The sequence below is a fragment of the Hoeflea sp. TYP-13 genome, assembly GCF_040932035.1.
Lineage (GTDB): Bacteria > Pseudomonadota > Alphaproteobacteria > Rhizobiales > Rhizobiaceae > Hoeflea_A.
Map to the genome: position 1 here is coordinate 1,326,616 of NZ_JBFRBB010000001.1, position 20,295 is coordinate 1,346,910.

Consider the following 20,295-nt stretch of genomic DNA (forward strand, 5'->3'; position numbering starts at 1 on the left):
CCGCCATCACTCGATGTCATGCGGATTGAACGTGTCTGGGTCTATCCGGTAGCCTATCGGGGTAATGTAAACAGATGATGGATGGTTTTCCGGAGGCTTGGAAATTGGGCGGTTTGTACAGGGCAGTGGTGTTCGATTGGGCTGGAACCACGGTCGATTTCGGCTCCTTCGCTCCAATGGGGGTTTTTGTCGAAGTGTTCGACCGGTTCGGCGTCGAGGTCAGCATTGACGAGGCGCGCGCACCGATGGGACTGCCCAAGCGCGATCATATCAAGGCGATGACCGAAATGCAGCGGATTGCCGCCACATGGCAGGAAGCACACGGCAATCTTCCCGGTGAAGAGGATATCGACGCACTTTACGAAGTGTTCGTACCCATGAACGAAAGGGTTGCGGCGCGCTATGCGACCCTGGTGCCGGGCGCAAGGGAAACGGTCGAAGCGCTTCGCTCCCGTGGCCTGAAGATCGGATCCACCACCGGCTATACGCGTTCGATCATGGAGCATGTTGTGCCGGTTGCCGCCGAGCAGGGCTACAGGCCCGACAATCTCGTGTGCTCGGACGACCTGCCTTTCGGTCGGCCTTCGCCGATGGGCATATACAAATGCTGCCTTGATCTCGGCGTTGCCGATGCGCGCCAGATCATCAAAGTCGACGATACCGAGCCGGGTATTGCAGAAGGTGTTGCAGCGGGCTGCCTGACCGTCGGGGTAGCACTATCAGGCAATTACGCCGGAAAGACAGTCGATGAACTTGCCAATCTGGAACCTGGCGCGGTGGCTGAACTGCGCGAAGGTGCTGCTAAGCGGCTCAAGGCGGCAGGCGCCGACCATGTTATCGACACCGTGGCCGACTTGCCGGCGCTGTTGGAAAGTCTCCGATAATTGGCGGCTTTATTTGCCCGCCTGATTTTCAGCCGGCTCCCAAAGCTCGATCGGATTGCCCTCGGGGTCGTGCAGGCGCGCAAAGCGGCCGTTGGGGTAGGTCTCCGCATTGACCTCGACCTCGATACCGGCGGAGCGCAATTGCTCAACCATGGCGTCGAGGTTCCGCACCCGGAAATTGATCATCCACTGCTGATCGGCCTGCCCGAAATAATCGGTATTCTTCTCGAACGGCGCAAAAACGGTGAAGCCGGCAGCCTGGTGCCAGCACTCCTCGTCATAGCTTTGCGGAACTTCCCTAACGCCCAGATGCTCGGCGTACCAGCGGGCGAGCGCCTTCGGGTTCTCTGCCCGAAAAAACATGCCTCCAATTCCGAGAACCTTTTCCATGGCAATGTCCTTTTAAAGCGGGTTGTCGAGCGATGATATTCAGGTTAGCCGGTTTGAATCCATGATCAAAATTTCGCCGTCGAAATAATACAGGCTTCGATCACTTCCGTAATTGTCCAAGGCCGGAAGCACTCCTATAAAGATGGGAGCAAATAGAGGGGACGGGGCTCAATATGCTTCAGGACGGAAAACTATATCTCGGAACCAGCCGTAATCCGGACGATTCCATCAATAAGGGCGAGTATCTCGATCTGGGATACGCCAACCGCCACGGCCTGATCACCGGTGCGACCGGTACCGGCAAGACGGTGACGCTGCAAATCCTTGCGGAAGGGTTTGCCAATGCCGGCGTCCCGGTTTTCTGTGCCGACGTCAAGGGCGACCTTTCGGGCATCGCGGCGATTGGCGAATACAAGGATTTCCTGGAAAAGCGGGCTTCGACGATCGGTCTCGACCCTTACACGTTCCAGGAGTTTCCGGTGGTGTTCTGGGATTTGTTCGGCGAGAAGGGACACCGGATCCGCACGACACTGACCGAGATGGGCCCGCTGCTGCTGGCCCGCCTCATGGACATGACCGATGCGCAGGAGGGCGTCTTGAACATCGCCTTCAAGATTGCCGATGAAAACGGCCTTGCGCTTCTCGACATGAAGGATCTGCAGTCGATGCTCTCCTATATGGCCGAGCACAACAAGGAATTGTCCGGCATCTACGGCAACATCTCCAAACAATCGGTCGGTGCCATTCAGCGTGACCTGCTGGTGCTGGAGCAGCAGGGCGCCGAAAAGTTCTTTGGCGAGCCGGCGCTGAAAATCAGTGACATGATGCGCACGACCCCGGACGGGCGCGGCGCCATCAGCGTCCTTGCTGCCGACAAGCTGATGATGAATCCCCGCCTTTACGGCACGTTTCTTCTGTGGCTGCTATCAGAGCTCTTCGAAGAGCTGCCCGAGGTAGGCGATCCGGACAGGCCGCGCCTCGTGTTCTTTTTCGATGAAGCCCATCTCCTGTTCGACGATGCGCCAAAGGCTCTGATCGAGAGGGTAGAGCAGGTCGTCCGGCTCATCCGCTCCAAAGGCGTTGGCATTTATTTTGTGACTCAAAATCCGCTCGACGTTCCCGAGTCCGTACTGTCGCAACTCGGCAACCGCATCCAGCACGCGCTGCGCGCCTATACGCCGCGCGAGCAGAAAGCGGTCAAGACGGCAGCCGAAACATTCCGCCCGAACCCGGAATTCGATTGTTTCGAGGCGATTACCCAGCTTGGCGTTGGCGAGGCGCTTGTTTCGACTTTGGAGTCCAAGGGTGTGCCTTCAGTCGTACAGCGCACCTTGATCAGGCCGCCATCGTCGCGGCTGGGACCGATCTCGGACAGCGAACGCCGCAAGACGATGAATGTCAGCCCGGTTGCCGGCATCTACGACGACGATGTTGATCGCAATTCGGCCTTCGAGATACTGCACAAGCGGGCCGAGGAAGCAGCAAAGGCCGAGGAAGAAAAACGCCGCCGGGAGGAAGAGGACGAAGAAGAGCTGCAGGAAAGCCGCCGGTGGACATTGCCGGGTTTTGGCGACGACGACGATGATGACGATGACTATGACGATCGTGGACGCAAGAAGTCGTCACGAAGACGGCGCTCGCGATCGCGCTCACGTCCGCGCCGCCGCCGCCAGTCCGTGGCCGAAGCGGCGATGAAATCGGCAGCCCGGTCGGTTGCAAGCTCGCTGGGCCGAGCACTTGTGCGTGGAATTCTGGGGAGCCTGAAAAAAGGTCTGTAGGTCCTACAGGATGATGACGCGAGCGCCGGGTTTCGTTCGCTGGTCGAGATCGATAACGTCCTGGTTGAGCATTGCGATGCATCCGGTTTCCGTCTCGTTACCAATGTCCTGCCACTGCGCCGTGCCGTGAATGACGATGCGTGTGTTTGCGCTGTTTTGACGGATATGAAGCGCCCGCGCGCCGTAGGGGTTCTCCAATCCGGCCGGCAGTTTTTTGGACTGATTTTTCTTTTTCGGTGCAATCGGTGCCTCAGCGTACCAGACCGGCCACTGCTCGCGCCTGCCCATAACAGCCTTCATTGGCGCATGGTAATATTCGGGGCCGATCGCAATGCCGTACCGCACTGCCTTGCGGTCCTCGAGGATGACGTAGAGGTAGCGTGAGTTCGCATCGATCACGATAGTGCCGACGGGTTCTTCCGTCGGATCGTGAACAATCTGCCTGAGATAATCCGGATTGAGCCGCTCATAGGGAATGGGCGGTATCCTGAACCCGTATTCCTCAATTCCGCCATACATCACGTCATAGGGCTCGATCGGATAGTTGAGCTGACGTGAAGGCGCTGTCTGCTGGGCAAATCCGGACGGGGACTGCCGATCGATACACCCGGACAGCAACGCGCATGCCGCACCGAGAAGCGCGCGGCGCGTTATTCCGTTGGATGTGATGGCAATTTCCCGTCCTGACAAAGCCCGTTTTCCCCGATCTCGGGGCAGACATTATTCGCTCTACCTTACCCGAGGCAGGTGTCCCGCGCCGCTTGCGTTTCAGAGTTGCTCGAGATTCGGCAAAACGACGTCCGGGGAATAGTCCTTGTATTCGTCCGGGTTGGACGTGCGGTTGACCCAGACCGCACGGAAACCGAATTTCTTGGCGCCCGCAACGTCCCAGCGGTTGGAAGACTGAAACGAAACCGCATCCGGATAGAGCCGGTAAGCGGTGGTCACCATTTCGTAGACAGCAGGTGTCGCTTTGAACGTCCTCAGTTCGTCAACGGAAAACACATCGTCGAGGATCGTATCGAGCGCAGCGTTGCGAACCGCCGATTCGAGCATTTCGGGCGAGCCGTTCGATAAGATGGCCAGTTTTGCCCCGCGATCTTTCAGTGCTTTCAGGACCGACGGCACCTCCTCATAGCAATCCAGCTTCCAATAGGCCTCGAGCAACGCATCGCGGTGCGATGCATCGACGGCCGGCACCCGGGCCAGAGCAAAATCGAGCGCCTGTTCGGTCAGTTGCCAGAAATCTACATAAGCGCCCATCGTTGAACGGACCCACGAATATTCCAGTTGCTTATTGCGCCAGATTTCCGACAGGAGCTGGCCCTCCGGCCCGATGTCCGCTGCATGGCGGCGAACCGCCGCGTGCACATCGAACAGTGTGCCGTAGGCATCAAAAACATAAGCCGCGTAGGGGTTTGCGGAAGGCATTACATCGGTCCTTTCATTTTGCACTGCAGCATGTTCCGGCTTGAACGGTTCGTCAAGGGCCTGAAAATATCTATCTTTGATTGGTCTCCTCATGCTCTAGATATTGACCTTGCCCGCGCGATCAATTTCAGTGGGGCAAAGGGTTTCGGCCATTCGGCCGAACCAGACCGAGGATAGTTTCATGACAGTTGTTTCCAGCGTGCAATCGACAACCTGGACCTATGTTGACGGCGACTGGCACGAGGGCAATGTACCGCTTGTCGGCCCGCGTTCGCACGCCATGTGGCTTGGCACCTCCGTCTTCGACGGTGCCAGGTGGTTCGAAAATGTCGCGCCCGACCTTGATTTGCACAGTGCCAGGGTCAACGATTCGGCAGCCGCACTCGGCTTGAAGGCGACGATGCCGACCGAGGCCATCGAAGAGCTCTCCCGGGACGGATTGAAAAAGTTCGACGGCAACACCGCAGTCTATATCCGCCCGATGTATTGGGCAGAGCACGGTGGCTACATGTCGGTGCCGGCGGATCCCGATTCTACCCGCTTTTGCCTCTGCCTCTATGAAGCGCCTATGATTCCGTCCAACGGGTTTTCTGTCACGGTATCGCCGTTTCGCCGGCCGACATCCGAAACCATGCCGACAAATGCCAAGAGCGGCTGCCTCTATCCGAACAATGGCCGCGCAATCCTGGAGGCCAAGTCACGCGGCTTCGACAATGCGCTGGTACTCGACATGCTCGGCAATGTCGCTGAAACCGGCACATCCAACGTATTCCTCGTCAAGGACGGCGTTGTCTTCACGCCGGTTCCGAACGGCACGTTTCTCGCCGGCATTACCCGGGCGCGCATCATCAGTCTGCTGCGCGAAGCCGGCTACGAGGTGGTGGAAAGCCGTCTGCACGTGTCTGACTTTATGGGTGCCGACGAGATCTTTTCCACCGGCAATCATTCCAAGGTGGTTCCGATCATCAGGATCGAGGACCGTGAATTGCAGGCCGGCCCCGTTGCCCGGCGTGCGCGCGATCTTTATTGGGAATGGGCGCATTCGGGTGTGAAGATATAAAACGTGCCGGTTGTCGCACCGGGCTAAATATTCCTTGTGCGACGCCTTGCCGCGGACGCATGCCGCGCCTATGTTCCACGCCATAACAACAATTTGCCGAATGCCTGAAAAGGAGAGCGACATGGCTTTTGAACTGCCGGATCTTCCCTATGACTATGAGGCGCTTGCGCCCTATATGTCGCGTGAGACGCTGGAATACCATCACGACAAACACCACAAAGCCTATGTCGATAACGGCAACAAGCTTGCCGCCGATGCCGGCATGGACAGCCTCTCGCTCGAGGATGTGGTTCGCCAGTCTTTTGGCAGCAATGCAGGCCTCTTCAACAACGCCGCCCAGCACTACAACCATGTTCACTTCTGGAACTGGATGAAGAGGGGCGGGGGCGGAACGTCTCTGCCAGGAAAGCTTGCATCGGCAATCGATTCCGATCTCGGCGGCTACGAAAAGTTCCGCGCCGACTTCATCAATGCCGGCATGACCCAGTTCGGATCCGGTTGGGCCTGGCTGGCTGTAAAGGACGGCAAGCTTGAGATCATGAAGACGCCCAATGGCGAAAACCCGCTTGTTCACGGTGCATCGCCCATCCTTGGCGTCGATGTGTGGGAGCACTCCTACTATATCGATTACCGCAATGCCCGGCCGAAATATCTCGAGGCATTTGTCGACAGCCTGATCAACTGGGACTACGTGCTGGAGATGTACGAATCCGCCTAGGCGGCATCTCGCAAGCGCGGATCAAAAGATCAAAAAACCCCGGTTCTGCCGGGGTTTTTTGTAACAATTGTTGCAGCGGTCAACTTTCTTTGAGTTTTATTAATTGTCTTGTCTACTATTGTGGCATTTCTAATTCTGGTTGAGGGAGAGATACATGAAGAACGCTGTTGCACTTGCGCTGGCCGCCGTATTCCTGACGGGCCAGGCGGTTTATGCTGCCGAACCCCAACAGGAGCGGCAGCAGACCATGAAGGGCGTCGGAGAGGCCATGGGCACACTGGCCAAAACCATCAAGGGCGAGATCGAGTATGACGCCACAGCAGTGGCAAACGCGTTCAAGAAGATGAACGAAGCTTCCAGGAACTTTGCCGACAAATTTCCCGAAGGTTCCGAAACCGGTCACGAAACCGAAGCCAGCCCGAAAATCTGGAGCGACCGGCCAGGTTTTGAAAAGGCCGTCCAGGAATTCGAAGCCGACACCGACAGCGCTGTAAAGGCAGCGCCCAAGGACATAGACGAATTCAAAGCCGCCTTTGGCCGGGTTGCCGAGAACTGCAAGACCTGCCACGAAACCTACCGCGTCAAAAAAGAGTAGTGTTGCGCGACCGGACATCAATTCGGTCGCGACGCCTATTCGAACGAAGCACGGGCACCTGAGGCTCCGGTTTCTTTGGCGATTGCGAGGATAAAATGCGCAAACTGCTCCTAGCCGTTCTTGTTCTGGCCGTGATCGCAGCCGCTGTGATGTGGTTCCTGACGGCACCGGGAAAACTGGGTGAATCCGCATTTGCCAATCTGAGTGAGCCGGATCTTGCGCGCGGCGAGGAAATGTTCTGGGCGGGAGGCTGCGCCTCCTGTCACGCAGCACCAGGTGCGAAGGGCGACGACAAGCTCGTTCTCGCCGGCGGCCTGGAAATCAACAGCGATTTCGGCACGTTCTACGCTCCGAATATTTCGAGCGACACAACGGCCGGGATCGGCGGCTGGACCTTTGAGCAGTTTGCCAATGCCATGAAGAAGGGAACGTCGCCGGAGGGACAACATCTCTATCCCTCGTTCCCCTATACCTCCTACACGCGGATTTCGATGTCGGATCTCAACGATCTGTGGGGGTATATGAAAACACTGCCGGCGAGCAGCAATGTCGCGCCCGATCACGCGCTCGGGTTTCCCTTCAACATCCGGCGGGCTGTCGGCCTCTGGAACCTGCTTTATCTCAAGGACGAGCCGGTCATAACGTTCAATTCGCCTTCGGATCGGCTGAAGCGCGGCCGGTATCTGGTGGAAGGGCCGGGGCACTGCGGTGAGTGCCACACACCGCGCACGCTCATCGGTGGCCTGAAACTCGGCGAGTGGCTCGCCGGCGCGCCGAATCCGGACGGCAAGGGCATTATCCCGAACGTCACCCCGGACGGCAGCATCAGGAGCTGGAGCACGGGAGATATTTCTTACTATCTGGAGAGCGGCTTTACCCCTGACTTTGATACGGCCGGCGGCTCCATGGTCTCGGTTCAGGAAAACATGGCAAAGCTTCCGGCATCCGACAGGGAGGCGATTGCGGAATATCTCAAGGCCGTTCCCGCCCGCCCGAACGGCTATCCAAGCCCCAGCAAAGAGAACTAGACAGGTTTCAGGCAGCCTCAGCCTGTTTTTGCACCTGGTGCTGGTCTTCAATCAGGCCGATTTTCCAGTAGGCGCTGATATACATGGCCCGTTTGTCGAGGCCGCGCTCATTGGTCAGATATTTGCGCAGTCCCGATACGGCGCCCGATTCACCGGCGACGAAAATTCCGGGCGTTCCCTTCGGCCAGTCGATTGATCTGAAGAACTCGAGCTGCTGCTCGCTGCTTGTGTGCGGGTCTTCATGCACCAGCCAATGAAGCTGGATACCGTCCGGTGCATCGACCGGCTGGATATCGTCGTCACAGGTGATCTCGAAAACCGCGTGACCGACCGCATCATCCGGCAGTTCTTCCAGCGCGGCAGCCGCCGCCGGAATGGCAGCCATGTCGGCACCGAACAAATACCAGTCGGCATTGTCGACCGGTTTTTTCTTGGGGCCGGGGCCGGCAACGCCAATGAAATCACCAGGCCCGGCCGCAAGCGCCCAACTGCACGCCGGACCTCCACCGTCATGAACGACGAAATCGACATCGAGTTCATTGGTGTCTGCGCGATGGTGGCGGACCGTGTATGTGCGTCTGGCAACGGCTTTGGATTTGCTTTCCACCAGGTCGCGGAAAGCGGTCAGGCTCTGGTTTTCCTGCGGAATCAAAAGTTTGATATGCGCGCTTTCCTGTCCGGCGGGAAAATCCGCCAGATCTTCACCGCAAAGCGTCACCCGCTGCATGGTCGGCGTCAGCCGCTCGCTGCGCGCCACTTCCACGATACGCGTGCGTCTGCCTGTGTTTTGCTGTTTCATGAAATCTCCAATAGACCTGCGCTGTGGACAGATTGCGGCCGCTATAAATTGACAATTGTTGTCATGTTATAGCGTTCGATGCGAAAAGGTCCAGATCCAGGGCTGAAATCCGGCAATCCGTTTGCCGGAATTTCAGGCCCTGTCCGTAACCTTCAGAGCAAAGGCGTATTCAAATGCAATCTCTTCAAGCCGCTGAAACCGGCCCGAAGCCCCGGCGTGCCCGGCTTCCATATTGGTCTTCAACAGGACGGGTGCATCGCCCGATTTCTCGGCCCTGAGCTTGGCAACCCATTTTGCCGGTTCCCAGTAGGTAACGCGCGGATCCGTCAGCCCCGCGACGGCAAGAATGGGGGGGTAGGCCTGCGCGCTGACATTGTCATAGGGCGAATAGGAAGCAATGTAGTCGTAGTCGGCCTTGGACGTGATCGGATTGCCCCATTCCGGCCATTCGGGCGGCGTGAGCGGCAAAGTGTCATCGAGCATTGTCGTTAGAACGTCGACAAAGGGGACTGCCGCGATGATCGCACCGAACCGGTCCGGCGCCATATTGGCGACCGCGCCCATCAGCATGCCGCCCGCCGAACCGCCCTGTGCGACGATCCGGTCGAAGGAGGTGAATTTCTCCGCGGAAAGAAATTCGGCCGCCGCGATGAAATCAAGGAACGTGTTGGTTTTGTTCAGCCGCTTGCCGTCCTCGTACCAGGCAAAGCCCTTGTCCTTGCCGCCGCGAATATGGGCAATCGCATAGATGAAGCCACGGTCTACAAGAGACAGGCAGTTCGTGTTGAAAGAAGCCGGTATGGTTGCGCCGTAGGAGCCGTAGCCATAGAGCAGGCAGGGGGCTGACCCATCAAGCGCGGTATCTTTACGGTAAAGAAGGCTCACAGGAACGAGTGTGCCGTCGTGCGATGGCGCCATGATCCGGCGCGTTATGTAATCATCCACGTTGTGACCTGACGGCACTTCCTGGGTCTTCAAAAGCACGCGTTCGCGCGTGCGCATGTTGTAGTCATACTGCTGAGAAGGGGTCGTCATCGACGAATAGGAAAAGCGGATGATGTCCGTATCGTATTCGAGCGAACCCTGCAGGCCGAGTGAATAGGCATCCTCGTCAAAGGCGATCGAATGCTCCTCGCCATTGTTGCGGTCGCGAATGACGATCCTTGGCAGACCTTCCTCGCGCTCGAGCCGGACCAGATGGTTTGAAAACACCGTGTGGGAAAGGATGAGGCGGCCGGGCTTGTGCGGGACCACTTCGCGCCAGTTTTTACGCCCCGGCCGATCGACCGGCGTCTCAACGATTTTGAAATCCTTGGCGCCGTCGGCATTGGTCAGGATGTAGAAAACATCGCCGCCCTCATGCATGTCGTATTCAACGCCTGTCTCGCGGGCAGCAACAAGCTTCGGTTCCGCATAGGGGTCTCCGGCCGGCAGCAGATGGTACTCGGATGTTTCATGATCATGAATGTTGATGAATATGAAATCGTTGAGCTTGCTTCCACCGACGCTCATGAAAAAGCCCGGGTCGTTTTCTTCGAAGATCAGCCGGTCTTCCGCCTGCTTGCCGCCCAGTGCGTGGTAGTAAACCTTGGACGGGCGATGGTTGGCATCAAGCAGCGTATAGAAAAAACCGCTTGCGTCGGGTGACCAGGCACCGCCGCCGCCGGTGTTTTCGACAACATCGGAAAGATCGCTGCTGCTTCCCAGATCGCGGACACGCAGCTTGAAAAACTCCGATCCCTTGTCGTCATAACCCCAGATCATGCGCGCATGGTCGGGTGAGTGGTTTGCGCCCGACAGGCGAAAATAACCCGCACCACCGGCTTCCGCGTCGCCGTCAAGAAGCAACTCTTCTTCGCCCCCCTCGCGCGGAATTCTAAAGAACCGCGGCTGCTCGCCGCCTGTCACGAACGATGTGCCGTACGCAAAGGGTCCGTCAGGGGAGGGAACAGAAGAATCGTCCTCCTTGATCCGTCCCTTCATCTCCGCAAACAGCACTTTTTGAAGGTCTTCCGTATCGGCCATGGCGGCCTGCTGATAACTGTTTTCGGCCTCAAGATAGGCCCTTATGCCAACATCCAGTACGGAGGGGTCCTGAAACACCTCCTGCCAGTTGTCTGCGCGCAGCCAGGCATAATCATCCGATCGTTCCACGCCATGGCGTGTGTCGGTGATCGGGCGTTTTTGTGCAACCGGGGCAGAAGGCAGGTCCTTGAACATTTAAGTTCCCTTGTGGTCAGATCTGTTGTTGTCTGTTTCGCAGATAAAGGGCGGGGGCCGGCGGTTCAAGATGTGCATGAACGCGCGATGAACTCAAATGTCAGAGCCCGTTCATGGAAAGGCTGGCACAGTGCGTTCAACGGACATGCCTCACGCCAGACAAGGGGAGCGAGAAAAATGATCACATCACGTAATTTCTTTGCAGCCATCGTTGTAGCCTGTGCAATCTCGGCGCCATCGGCAAACGCAGCCACATTCGCCGCCTGGGAGGTGGCCAATGTCGACTGGGATGACGTTCTGAACGTCAGGGCCTGGCCGTCGTCGAAATCGGCAATTCGCGCCGGTTACCCGAACGGAACGCCGCTCACCATGACCGGCCGCTGCATGAACGGTGTCGATCTGAAGGACATCGTGACATTGCCGAAATGGGATCAGGCCCAAAAGGTTCGCTACACTTGGTGCGAAGTCTGGCACGATCCGACCGGCACCGGCGAGTGGCAGAACGGCTGGGTCTATGGCCGCTACATCCGCCCGCAGTAGGATGCCTCAGTTTTCGTCCTTGTCGTCCGCCTTGAACGTAAGTGCGGTTCCATTCATGCAATAGCGCAAACCCGTCGGATGCGGCCCGTCGTTGAAGACATGGCCGAGATGGGCCTCGCAATCGGCACATTTGATTTCCGTACGCGTCATGAACAACGAACGGTCCTTGTGCTCTGTCACGGCCTCGGGATCCACCGGCGAATGGTAGCTTGGCCATCCTGTGCCGGAGTCGAATTTGGTGTCCGAATGAAACAGGGGACGTCCGCAGCACACACAGTGATAATAGCCGTCGTCCTTATTGTCCCAATTGGGCCCGGTAAAAGCACGCTCCGTGCCGCCCTTGCGGGTCACGTGATACTGCTCGGGCGTAAGCTGGGCGCGCCATTCCGCGTCTGTTTTTTGAATCTTCTTGTTTTTCATTTCAGCCATAACGGCACCTCCTGACAGCATTTCTGTAATGTCGCCGGCGCCAACGCGCAACAAACTGCTGTTCAAATTGCAGTAAAACTCCCGTGCAGGCCGGAATCGGGTGGAAATCGGCTGTCACGACCTTGCCGTAGATGCAGTGCATCACTAAATTCGGGCGAATTCTTGCAAGGAAATACCGTCCGGGAGAGAGAATGGACGCCTACATGCCCAGCACGACACTTTTTGTCCTGCTGTTACCGTTTATTGCGGCGATATTTGCCCCAGCGCTCACCCGGCTTTTCAAACACAATGCAGCTTGGTTGCTGGCTATCGTACCGGTGGCCATATTCTGGCATTTTTCCAGCTTTCTGCCCGATGTTTCACGTGGCGAGGTGGTCACCGGCGGCTATCAGTGGATACCTGCTTTCCGGGTAAATTTTTCCTGGCTAATCGACGGACTGTCGCTGACTTTCGCACTGCTGATCAGCGGTATTGGCGCGTTGATTGTCCTCTACAGCGGCGGTTATCTGAAAAACCATCCGCATCTTGGCCGGTTCTTTTCTTTCATCCTGATGTTCATGGGCTCCATGCTTGGCCTGGTGACATCCGACAATTTCCTGATGTTCTTCGTCTTTTGGGAGCTGACCTCGATCACCTCATTCCTGCTGATCGGCTTCGACCACAAGCGTGAGGCTTCCCGCCGTGCCGCGTTGCAGGCGCTGGTGGTGACCGGCGGCGGCGGCCTGTTCCTTCTCGCAGGCCTGCTGCTCATCTGGAATGTCACCGGCATTTCGGAAATGTCCTTGCTGTTGCTTTCCCATGGAGCCTTGGCCGACAGCCCGTTTTATATCGCTATTTTCGTGCTGGTTCTCGGTGGTGCGTTCACCAAGTCGGCACAGTTTCCGCTTCATTTCTGGCTGCCCAACGCCATGGAGGCGCCGACCCCGGTGTCCGCCTACCTGCATTCTGCAACCATGGTCAAAGCCGGCGTCTATTTGCTGATGCGCCTCAATCCGGTGCTTGGCGACACCGTTGCCTGGGAAACGGTGCTTCCGATCTTCGGTGGCACGACGCTGATCATCGGGACGCTGCTTGCCATACGTCAGACCGACATGAAGCTGATGCTCGCCTATACAACGGTTTCGTCGCTCGGACTTCTGGTCATGCTGACCGGTTTCGGCAACGAAAAGGCGGTTGAGGCGGCGGTGCTCTATCTCGTTGCGCACTCCATGTTCAAGGGTGCGCTCTTCATGGTCGCCGGCGCCATTGACCACGAGGCCGGCTCACGCGACGTCACGAAGGTCGGCGGGCTGATGTCGTCCATGCCGATCATATTCGCAGCGGCCTTTGCTTCGGCTTTCTCCATGGCCGGCCTGCCGCCGTTTTTCGGGTTCCTGGCCAAAGAGGAAATCTATGCAGGGCTCTGGCATGTTGAAGCCTGGCCGCTTTTGCTGACGCTGGTCGCCATTGTCGGCAACGGGCTGATGTTCGTCATCGGATTTGCCGTGGCGCTCAAGCCCTTCCTGGGCGAAAGAAAAGCGCCGAATGGGCATGTTCACGACGGCCCCATACTCCTCTGGCTCGGTCCTGCGATCCTGGCCATCTGCAGCCTTGTGACCGCGCTGTTTTCGTCCGTGACGCATGCATTCATCTCCAGCCCGATGTCTACCGCGGTTGAGGGCGAGCCGGTTTCGGTTCATATCTCGATCATACCCCATATCGGCATGCCGCTGCTGTTGTCGCTGGTGACAATCGCATTCGGCATCGTCGCCTACCGGAACCTTGCGCGCATGAGAGAGGCGATGGCGCGTCTGCTCGCTGCTATAGGCTGGGGCCCGGACAAGGGTTTCGACCAGTTCATCCGGGGAACGGTGCGTATTTCTTTCCATGTCACGCAGATCGTGCAGCCCGGCCGCCTCGAATTCTACATGAAGACGACCTTTATCGTCCTTGCCATAGCCGTTCTGGTGCCGATGTTCATGTTCGACGAGCTGCCGGGGCTTCCAACCATGCCCGAAAGCCTGTCGTTTTACGAAACGGCGATCATGGCGATTGCCGCTGCGGGGCTGCTGAGCGTCCTGTATGCGAAGGATCGGCTGACGGCGATTGTTTCCCTCGGCATCCAGGGCTTCGCGGTGGCGCTTCTTTTCATGCTCTTTGGCGCGCCTGACCTGTCCTTTACGCAGTTCATGGTCGAAACGCTGTCGGTTGTGATTCTTGCCCTGGCGATGACACGGCTGCGGCTGACGCCGGCCGACCACCGTCCGGCGGGAAAAAAGGTCGTCGACATGATTATTTCGGTCATCGGCGCGACCGCCTTCGTAATGCTTCTGCTGAAGGTCACACAACTGCCGTTCGATGCAACGCTGTCGGAGTTTTTCACCCGCTATTCGCTGTCGATTGCCCATGGCGCAAACATCGTCAACGTCATACTGGTCGACTTCCGCGGTACAGATACCTGGGGCGAGATCGCAGTCGTCATGGTGGCGGGACTTGCCATATTGTCGCTGATCCGCATCCAGCTCCGCCCGGCGGTGCCGATTGCCACCAATGATCCGAGCGAAGAGGAGAGGCGGTAGTCATGCGCACACTGATATTCCGCACGGTCGCCCCGTTCCTCAGCAGTCTGATGGTGCTGTTTTCCGTCTTCGTGCTGTTGCGCGGGCACAATGAGCCCGGCGGCGGCTTTATCGGCGGTTTGATTGCCGCGTCGGCATTTGCGATTTACGGCATTGCCTGCGGGGTATCGCCGGTGCGCCGCGCGCTCTATTTCCACCCGATGGCCATTGCCGGAGCCGGTCTGATGATGGCGACCATCGCCGGGCTGCTTTCGATATTCACCGGTGTTCCGTTCATGACCGGCCTTTGGGTCTATATCCCCGTGTTCGGCGAGGAACTCGCACTGTCGACCGTGCTGCTTTTTGATGTCGGAGTCTATTTCGTGGTCGTAGGGGCAATCACGTCGATTGCGCTTGCCCTTGAAGAAAGGTCTACGGACTGATGGAAGCCTTGATGACCCTGTTGGTTGGCGTTTTCTTTGCGGTCGCCATCTATCTGTTCCTGTCCAAACACATAATCCGGATCCTGCTTGGCGCGGCCATTTTGAGCAATGCGGTCAATCTCCTGATTTTCACCTCCGGGCGGCTGACGCGCGAAATTCCGCCGATCCTGTCGGGGGACAGCACGGTGACCGGCATGGTGACGGCAAACCCACTGCCGCAGGCGCTGATCCTGACGGCGATTGTGATCTCATTTTCCTTTTTTGCCTTTTTGCTGGTTCTGGCCTACCGCGCCTATCAGGAGCTGGAAACCGACGACACGGAAGAAATGCGTTTTGCAGAACCTGAAGATCAGGAAATGCCGCCGCTGGGATACTGAACGGAAGAAACACAAAATATGGCATCGTCCGAAAAGACAACTGTCGACCTATCTGCGGCAATGATCACCGAGCCGGCTGCGCTGGCCGACTGGCTCGTCATCGCGCCCCTGGCGTGGTGTATTGTGCTGGGTGCGCTGCTGCTGATGGTCCGCAAGGACACCAGGCTTCAGCCATATATAGCCATTCCCGGGCTCGCCGCGCTTGTGCTTTTGGACGCGGCACTGCTTGCCCATGTGGTTGTCAACGGTCCGGTGACCATGACCATGGGGCGCTGGCTGCCGCCTTTCGGAATTTCCTTTACGGTCGACATATTGGGTGCGCTTTTGTGTCTGACGGCCGGCATTGCCGCATTTGCCGGCGGCATTTACGGGGCAGGGGACGTCAATCACAGCGGTAGACGTTACGGCTTTTACCCGTTCCTGTTTTTGATGATGGCCGGCGTCAGCGGGGCCTTCCTGACCGGCGACATCTTCAATCTCTACGTCTGGTTCGAAGTGCTGCTGATTGCATCATTCGGACTGCTGATCCTCGGCTCCGAGCGCGGCCAGATCGACGGTGCGACCAAATACGCCTTTCTCAACCTGGTCGCCACGACCCTGTTTCTTATTGCCACCGGTTATCTCTATGGCATCTTCGGCACACTCAACATGGCCGATATTGCACTCAAGGCACCGGCGATGAGAGACAAGGCGCCGATGATCACTTTGGTCAGTCTGTACCTTTTGGCCTTTGGCATGAAGGCGGCGGCCTTTCCGGTAAATTTCTGGCTGCCGGCCTCCTACCATACGCCGCGTGTGGTCGTGTCCGCGCTGTTTGCCGGCCTGCTGACGAAAGTCGGGGTCTATGCCCTGATGCGCGTGACCCTGGTGCTCTTTCCCGCCGAACGCGACGTTCTCGGTTTTATCATTGCGATCATTGCCGCTGCGACGATGATCATCGGGGCGATGGGGGCGCTGGCTCAGACCGATTTCAGACGGCTCCTTGGATATCTGGTGATATCGGGGATCGGTGTCATGTTCGCGGGCCTTGCGCTTGCCAGCCCGGGCGGCGTTTCCGGAACCATCTTCTATGCCGTCCATTCGATGATTGTCATGACGGCCCTTTATCTTGCAACGGGGCTTGCTGCACGGGCGGCCGGTGGATTTTCGATCGCATCGGCCAGTGGCATTTACAGCTCGCACTTGTTTCTTGCGGCCATAACGCTGGTGCTGTTTTTTGCAGTGTCTGGACTGCCGCCCTTTTCAGGATTCTGGCCAAAGGTCATTTTGGTGAAGGCTTCACTGGACGTGGGTGCCTGGTGGTTGGCGGGCGTCATACTGGTCACCGGGTTTTTGACCACGATCGCGGTTGGACGAGTATGGGTCCTGTCCTATTGGCGACCATCGGCAGGCACTGCCGTTGCCGATGACGAGGAGGCCGTCGTCCTCAATCCGATGGTTGATTATCTACCGCTCCTGCTTCTGACAGCGCTGGTGGTGATCATCGGCATATTCCCGCAGCAGATTCTTGAGCTCTCGCAGACAGGGTCAGAACAAATGCTCAACCCCGTTGATTATATCCGGTCGGTGTTTCCGCAGGGAGATCAGCAATGAAATTGTTCCTCGTCAATGTCCTGCTGGCGCTGACCTGGGCAGCGATTACCGGGTTTTACAGCGTCCTCAATTTCACCTTCGGATTCCTTCTCGGTGCTTTTGTGCTTTACCTGATCCGCGAACAGGTCGGATCTGTCGGGTACTTTTCGCGGGCACAGCGCATCATTAGTCTGTTCATCCTGTTTCTCTACGAACTCGTGATGTCCGCAATTCGGGTTGCCATTACAGTCTTGTCGCCAAGGATGAATTTGAAGCCAGGCATTTTCGCTTACCGGCTCAAAGTCGATCGGGATTTCGAGATAACGCTGCTCGCCAACATGATCACACTCACCCCCGGTACGCTGTCGGTGGATGTCTCGCAGGACAAGAAGTACCTGTATGTTCACGCGATTGACTGTTCGGATCTGGATGCAACGCGCAAGGACATTGCCAATGGATTCGAGCGCAAGATCCTGGAGGCGTTCAGATGATTGATGCCGCTGCACTGCTGGAAGGCGCCGTCCTGTTGTCGCTCACGCTGCTTTGCCTGTCGTTCATTCTAACGGTGATCCGGGTCGTGCGCGGACCGACGCTTCCCGACCGAATTCTGGCTCTCGATATGCTGGTAGCCACCGCCATCGGCTTTATTGCGGTAATCGGCATCAAGACCGGTTACACGCTGTATGTGGACATTGCCATTGCGCTTGGACTCGTCGGATTTCTCGCTACGGTGGCATTCGCCCGCTTCATACTCGCGCGCGGCAATGTCCGTGATGACGACTTCGATACCGCAGAGACTTCGAATGCGGAGAAGACCGATGGATAGTTTCCTTGTAATACTCGTCGCCATAATGATTGTCATCGGATCGGCTTTTACACTGGTCGCCGCACTCGGGCTGATCCGCCTTCCGGACGTCTATACCCGTATGCACGCTGCCTCGAAGGCCGGCACCTTGGGGTCGGGAGTCGTGCTTATTGCGCTCGGCATCGAAGCCGGAGACACGGGCACGCTGACCCGTGCTCTTGCCGGCGTGGCTTTCTTCCTGCTGACAGCTCCGATCTCGGCTCACCTGCTGGCCAAGGCGTCGTATGCTGTCGGTTATCGGTTGAGTGAGCAATCAGTCATCGATGAAATGCCAAAACAAGGAAGTCGCATCAATAGCGCAGAAAAATAATACTGCTCAATTGTAAGGGGGATTACGAGTTTTCGGTTTAAACTTAATTTTCCTTGGAATTAACAGGGATTTTGCACTGCATTACGCAAAAAGTAGCGAATTACTGAAATTTCTAGTTTGAAATGTAATTGATTAGTGATATCAGCGCATCGGGTGACAAAAAAAAGAGCGTTCCCAGAAGAACGCCAAACAAACACCGGACACCAAAAATGATGGGATTTTGGTAGATGAAAAACTAAATATATTTGAGGCGCGAAAATGAATGAAGCAATCGAGAATACCAGAGACGACTTGCTTGCCGAACTGACTGCTGAAGTCGTGGCGGCCTATGTAAGCAACAACGTTGTCCAGACAAGCGATCTACCCGGGCTGATCGCAAATGTACACTCCGCACTGGGGTCAACAACAACGGCTGAAGCAGCCCCTGTAGAAAAGCCAAAGCCTGCGGTTCCCATCCGCAAATCTGTACAGCATGACTACATCATCTGTCTTGAAGACGGCATGAAGTTCAAGTCGCTGAAACGTCATCTGATGACCTATCACGGCCTTACGCCGGAAGAATACCGGGAAAAGTGGGGTCTGCCCGCAGACTATCCGATGGTTGCACCGGCCTATGCCGAAGCACGTTCTCGGCTGGCAAAGGAAATGGGTCTCGGCCAGAAGCGCAAGAACGGCGAATAATCTATTCGAATATTATTGCTGGCTCCTGTTCTGAATTATCCGGGGCCATATAGAAAAGCGGTGTCAACCATCAGGCATCGCCGGTTAATAGACAGATTTTACCGGGCACTGAGAAATCAGTGCCCGATTTTGATTTCGCGGTCCATTTCCCCGGGTTTAAAACAGTCCCTGGCAGATAATCATGATCACAACGGATACGATCAGATAGCCAAGGTCGGTTACCCGTGCATAAGCGCCGTTGCGCCGGAACATGCCGCCTGAATATGCAAGAACCGCAAATGCAATCGCAGCAAGAATAACAGTCGCAAGCGCATTAGCAGCCGCGGTAACGCCGACAAACCAGCTTAGCAGCAGCAGGCCGATGACCTGGCTGACCATGGCGCCGACGGGCATTTCCCCCGGTTTTCCCATCTCAACACCCACGCCCTCAGCCCATTTGCGGCCGAAGAGCATCGGAGAATACCAAAGCCAGCCCACAAGGAATGCGGCGACCGCACCTACTATGACGGCGAGCCAGTTAATTCCAGTTGTAAGTTCTCCCATAATACCGATTCCCTCGTTTGCGGTTGATGGAACATTTGTTAATTAACACAATTGTTAATTGCAGTCCAATCTGCGCCGATTGGGAATGTCAGCATGGAAATGAGAGGGAACGGGATTTATGAAACGGCTGAGCTTGCGGCAGAGGCTTTCGCTTCGCTCTTGATGCGGGCAACCATCGATCTCAGCCCGTTCGCCCGCTGCGGTGTGAGGTGCTCGATCAGGCCCAGCCTGGCAAACAGGGCCCCTTCGTCAAATGCGACAATATCGGAAGCCTTGTGGCCGGAACAGGCGGCCAGCATGATGGCCACGAGCCCGCGTACGATATGTGCGTCAGAATCTCCGGTGAAATACAAAACGGGGTCCGCCGGATCCGTGGCGTCAATCTTGTAGGTCAGCCAAACCTGGCTCACACAGCCCTGCACTTTATTGGCATCCGTCTTGTCCGAATCGGGCATTTCGTCCAGTGTCCGCCCGAGCTCGATGACATAGCGGTACCGGTCTTCCCAATCGTCCAGAAACTCAAAATCGTCGACTATCTGTTCAAGTGAAGCCATTGCCAAGCGCAGCCTGTATCATTTTCCGTTTTTATCTGCTTGCACGCTTGTGCACCTGAGCGCAGCACGTGCTGATCTGCCGGCCGACCGGTTTGATCCTTTCTCCGATATAGGAAAGTTACGGGAACAAAGCACGCAAAAAGCGTTCCGGTGTCCCTATTCCTCGAGATTGTCCGGGCAAGCTGGTCTATAGCCGGGTTTGTCGCGCAAAATTGCGGCCATCAATTCCACGTTTCTCAGGCCTGTTGCACACATATCCGGGTCTTCCACGCATATGGATTGAAGTCTGTCTGCGAGTTTGCGGATTTCGACGGACGAACTGATTGTGCCTGTTGTCGTGGAATGATCGATGTTGTCCTTCCGCGTATTCAGGGAATTGCCCGGCAGAAAGAGCAGAACGATCGCAAACCAGAATACGGCCTTGATGATAAAACGCATAGAACTCTCCAGACGCCGGCCCTGAACCGGTCCAACGGCTGCTATCTGATCCAATATTTGTGAAAATATCCTTTCGTGTCGCGGTTACACGCTGTTAACCATG

The 20,295-nt window shown here is 56.8% G+C and carries 24 protein-coding genes; 15 read left to right on the plus strand and 9 right to left on the minus strand.

Going from position 1 to position 20,295, the window contains the following annotated elements:
- The first annotated feature begins 104 nt into the window (after positions 1–104).
- Positions 105–884, plus strand: a complete 780-nt coding sequence (gene phnX, locus ABVT35_RS06215) for a phosphonoacetaldehyde hydrolase (protein WP_368465411.1) — start codon at positions 105–107, stop codon at positions 882–884.
- Between the two features lie 9 nt (positions 885–893).
- Here phnX and ABVT35_RS06220 read toward each other — a convergent pair whose 3' ends face one another.
- Entirely contained in the window at positions 894–1,274 is a 381-nt protein-coding gene (locus ABVT35_RS06220) for a VOC family protein (protein WP_368465412.1), read from the minus strand.
- A gap of 173 nt (positions 1,275–1,447) precedes the next feature.
- On the opposite strand from ABVT35_RS06220, the gene ABVT35_RS06225 reads away from it, so the two are divergent.
- On the plus strand, positions 1,448–3,052 hold the full coding sequence (locus tag ABVT35_RS06225) for a helicase HerA-like C-terminal domain-containing protein (protein WP_368465413.1): 1,605 nt from the start codon (positions 1,448–1,450) through the stop codon (positions 3,050–3,052).
- Between the two features lie 3 nt (positions 3,053–3,055).
- Here ABVT35_RS06225 and ABVT35_RS06230 read toward each other — a convergent pair whose 3' ends face one another.
- Entirely contained in the window at positions 3,056–3,742 is a 687-nt protein-coding gene (locus tag ABVT35_RS06230) for a L,D-transpeptidase (RefSeq protein WP_368465414.1), read from the minus strand.
- 78 nt (positions 3,743–3,820) lie between these two features.
- Positions 3,821–4,483: a haloacid dehalogenase type II gene (locus tag ABVT35_RS06235; protein WP_368465415.1), complete on the minus strand. Its 663-nt coding sequence runs from the start codon at positions 4,481–4,483 to the stop codon at positions 3,821–3,823.
- Positions 4,484–4,664: 181 nt separating this feature from the next.
- Between ABVT35_RS06235 and ABVT35_RS06240 the strand changes: the two genes are divergently transcribed.
- The 4 genes from ABVT35_RS06240 (at position 4,665) to ABVT35_RS06255 (ending at position 7,884) form a co-directional block, all read left to right on the plus strand.
- On the plus strand, positions 4,665–5,543 hold the full coding sequence (locus tag ABVT35_RS06240) for a branched-chain amino acid aminotransferase (RefSeq protein WP_368465416.1): 879 nt from the start codon (positions 4,665–4,667) through the stop codon (positions 5,541–5,543).
- Between the two features lie 121 nt (positions 5,544–5,664).
- Positions 5,665–6,261: a superoxide dismutase gene (locus tag ABVT35_RS06245; RefSeq protein ID WP_368465417.1), complete on the plus strand. Its 597-nt coding sequence runs from the start codon at positions 5,665–5,667 to the stop codon at positions 6,259–6,261.
- Positions 6,262–6,415: 154 nt separating this feature from the next.
- Complete coding sequence (locus ABVT35_RS06250) at positions 6,416–6,856, plus strand: cytochrome c (RefSeq protein WP_368465418.1); 441 nt, start codon at positions 6,416–6,418, stop codon at positions 6,854–6,856.
- A 95-nt stretch (positions 6,857–6,951) separates the two neighbouring features.
- Positions 6,952–7,884, plus strand: coding sequence for a c-type cytochrome (locus ABVT35_RS06255; RefSeq protein ID WP_368465419.1), 933 nt, complete (start codon positions 6,952–6,954; stop codon positions 7,882–7,884).
- Positions 7,885–7,891: 7 nt separating this feature from the next.
- Here the strand turns inward: ABVT35_RS06255 and ABVT35_RS06260 are convergent, their stop codons facing one another.
- Both ABVT35_RS06260 and ABVT35_RS06265 read right to left on the minus strand, forming a co-directional pair.
- A complete protein-coding gene (locus ABVT35_RS06260) occupies positions 7,892–8,683 on the minus strand; it encodes a siderophore-interacting protein (protein WP_368465420.1) in 792 nt (263 codons plus the stop codon).
- Positions 8,684–8,815: 132 nt separating this feature from the next.
- Positions 8,816–10,903, minus strand: coding sequence for a S9 family peptidase (locus ABVT35_RS06265; protein ID WP_368465421.1), 2,088 nt, complete (start codon positions 10,901–10,903; stop codon positions 8,816–8,818).
- 177 nt (positions 10,904–11,080) lie between these two features.
- Here ABVT35_RS06265 and ABVT35_RS06270 point away from each other — a divergent pair, with 177 nt between their 5' ends.
- A complete protein-coding gene (locus ABVT35_RS06270; RefSeq protein ID WP_368465422.1) occupies positions 11,081–11,443 on the plus strand; it encodes an SH3 domain-containing protein in 363 nt (120 codons plus the stop codon).
- A gap of 6 nt (positions 11,444–11,449) precedes the next feature.
- On the opposite strand, the gene msrB is transcribed toward ABVT35_RS06270, so the two are convergent.
- Complete coding sequence (gene msrB, locus ABVT35_RS06275) at positions 11,450–11,872, minus strand: peptide-methionine (R)-S-oxide reductase MsrB (protein WP_368465423.1); 423 nt, start codon at positions 11,870–11,872, stop codon at positions 11,450–11,452.
- A 191-nt stretch (positions 11,873–12,063) separates the two neighbouring features.
- On the opposite strand from msrB, the gene ABVT35_RS06280 reads away from it, so the two are divergent.
- From ABVT35_RS06280 to ABVT35_RS06315, 8 genes are all read left to right on the plus strand, one after another.
- Positions 12,064–14,430 carry a putative monovalent cation/H+ antiporter subunit A gene (locus tag ABVT35_RS06280; RefSeq protein WP_368465424.1) on the plus strand — a complete coding sequence of 789 codons (2,367 nt, stop codon included), beginning with the start codon at positions 12,064–12,066 and terminating at the stop codon, positions 14,428–14,430.
- A gap of 2 nt (positions 14,431–14,432) precedes the next feature.
- Positions 14,433–14,852: a Na+/H+ antiporter subunit B gene (locus ABVT35_RS06285; RefSeq protein WP_368465425.1), complete on the plus strand. Its 420-nt coding sequence runs from the start codon at positions 14,433–14,435 to the stop codon at positions 14,850–14,852.
- Positions 14,852–15,229: a Na+/H+ antiporter subunit C gene (locus tag ABVT35_RS06290; protein ID WP_368465426.1), complete on the plus strand. Its 378-nt coding sequence runs from the start codon at positions 14,852–14,854 to the stop codon at positions 15,227–15,229. The genes ABVT35_RS06285 and ABVT35_RS06290 overlap by 1 nt, the downstream gene beginning before the upstream one ends.
- Positions 15,230–15,247: 18 nt before the next feature.
- A complete protein-coding gene (locus ABVT35_RS06295) occupies positions 15,248–16,822 on the plus strand; it encodes a Na+/H+ antiporter subunit D (protein ID WP_368465428.1) in 1,575 nt (524 codons plus the stop codon).
- On the plus strand, positions 16,819–17,292 hold the full coding sequence (locus ABVT35_RS06300; RefSeq protein WP_368465429.1) for a Na+/H+ antiporter subunit E: 474 nt from the start codon (positions 16,819–16,821) through the stop codon (positions 17,290–17,292). The genes ABVT35_RS06295 and ABVT35_RS06300 overlap by 4 nt, the downstream gene beginning before the upstream one ends.
- On the plus strand, positions 17,289–17,627 hold the full coding sequence (locus tag ABVT35_RS06305; protein ID WP_368465430.1) for a cation:proton antiporter: 339 nt from the start codon (positions 17,289–17,291) through the stop codon (positions 17,625–17,627). The genes ABVT35_RS06300 and ABVT35_RS06305 overlap by 4 nt, the downstream gene beginning before the upstream one ends.
- Entirely contained in the window at positions 17,620–17,976 is a 357-nt protein-coding gene (gene mnhG, locus ABVT35_RS06310) for a monovalent cation/H(+) antiporter subunit G (protein WP_368465431.1), read from the plus strand. The genes ABVT35_RS06305 and mnhG overlap by 8 nt, the downstream gene beginning before the upstream one ends.
- 258 nt (positions 17,977–18,234) lie before the next feature.
- A complete protein-coding gene (locus tag ABVT35_RS06315) occupies positions 18,235–18,657 on the plus strand; it encodes a MucR family transcriptional regulator (RefSeq protein WP_368465432.1) in 423 nt (140 codons plus the stop codon).
- 156 nt (positions 18,658–18,813) lie between these two features.
- Here the strand turns inward: ABVT35_RS06315 and ABVT35_RS06320 are convergent, their stop codons facing one another.
- The 3 genes from ABVT35_RS06320 to ABVT35_RS06330 form a co-directional block, all read right to left on the minus strand.
- A complete protein-coding gene (locus tag ABVT35_RS06320) occupies positions 18,814–19,200 on the minus strand; it encodes a DUF1761 domain-containing protein (protein WP_368465433.1) in 387 nt (128 codons plus the stop codon).
- A gap of 116 nt (positions 19,201–19,316) precedes the next feature.
- Positions 19,317–19,754 carry a SufE family protein gene (locus ABVT35_RS06325; RefSeq protein ID WP_368465434.1) on the minus strand — a complete coding sequence of 146 codons (438 nt, stop codon included), beginning with the start codon at positions 19,752–19,754 and terminating at the stop codon, positions 19,317–19,319.
- A gap of 156 nt (positions 19,755–19,910) precedes the next feature.
- Complete coding sequence (locus ABVT35_RS06330; RefSeq protein ID WP_368465435.1) at positions 19,911–20,192, minus strand: hypothetical protein; 282 nt, start codon at positions 20,190–20,192, stop codon at positions 19,911–19,913.
- Between the last annotated feature and the right edge of the window lie 103 nt (positions 20,193–20,295).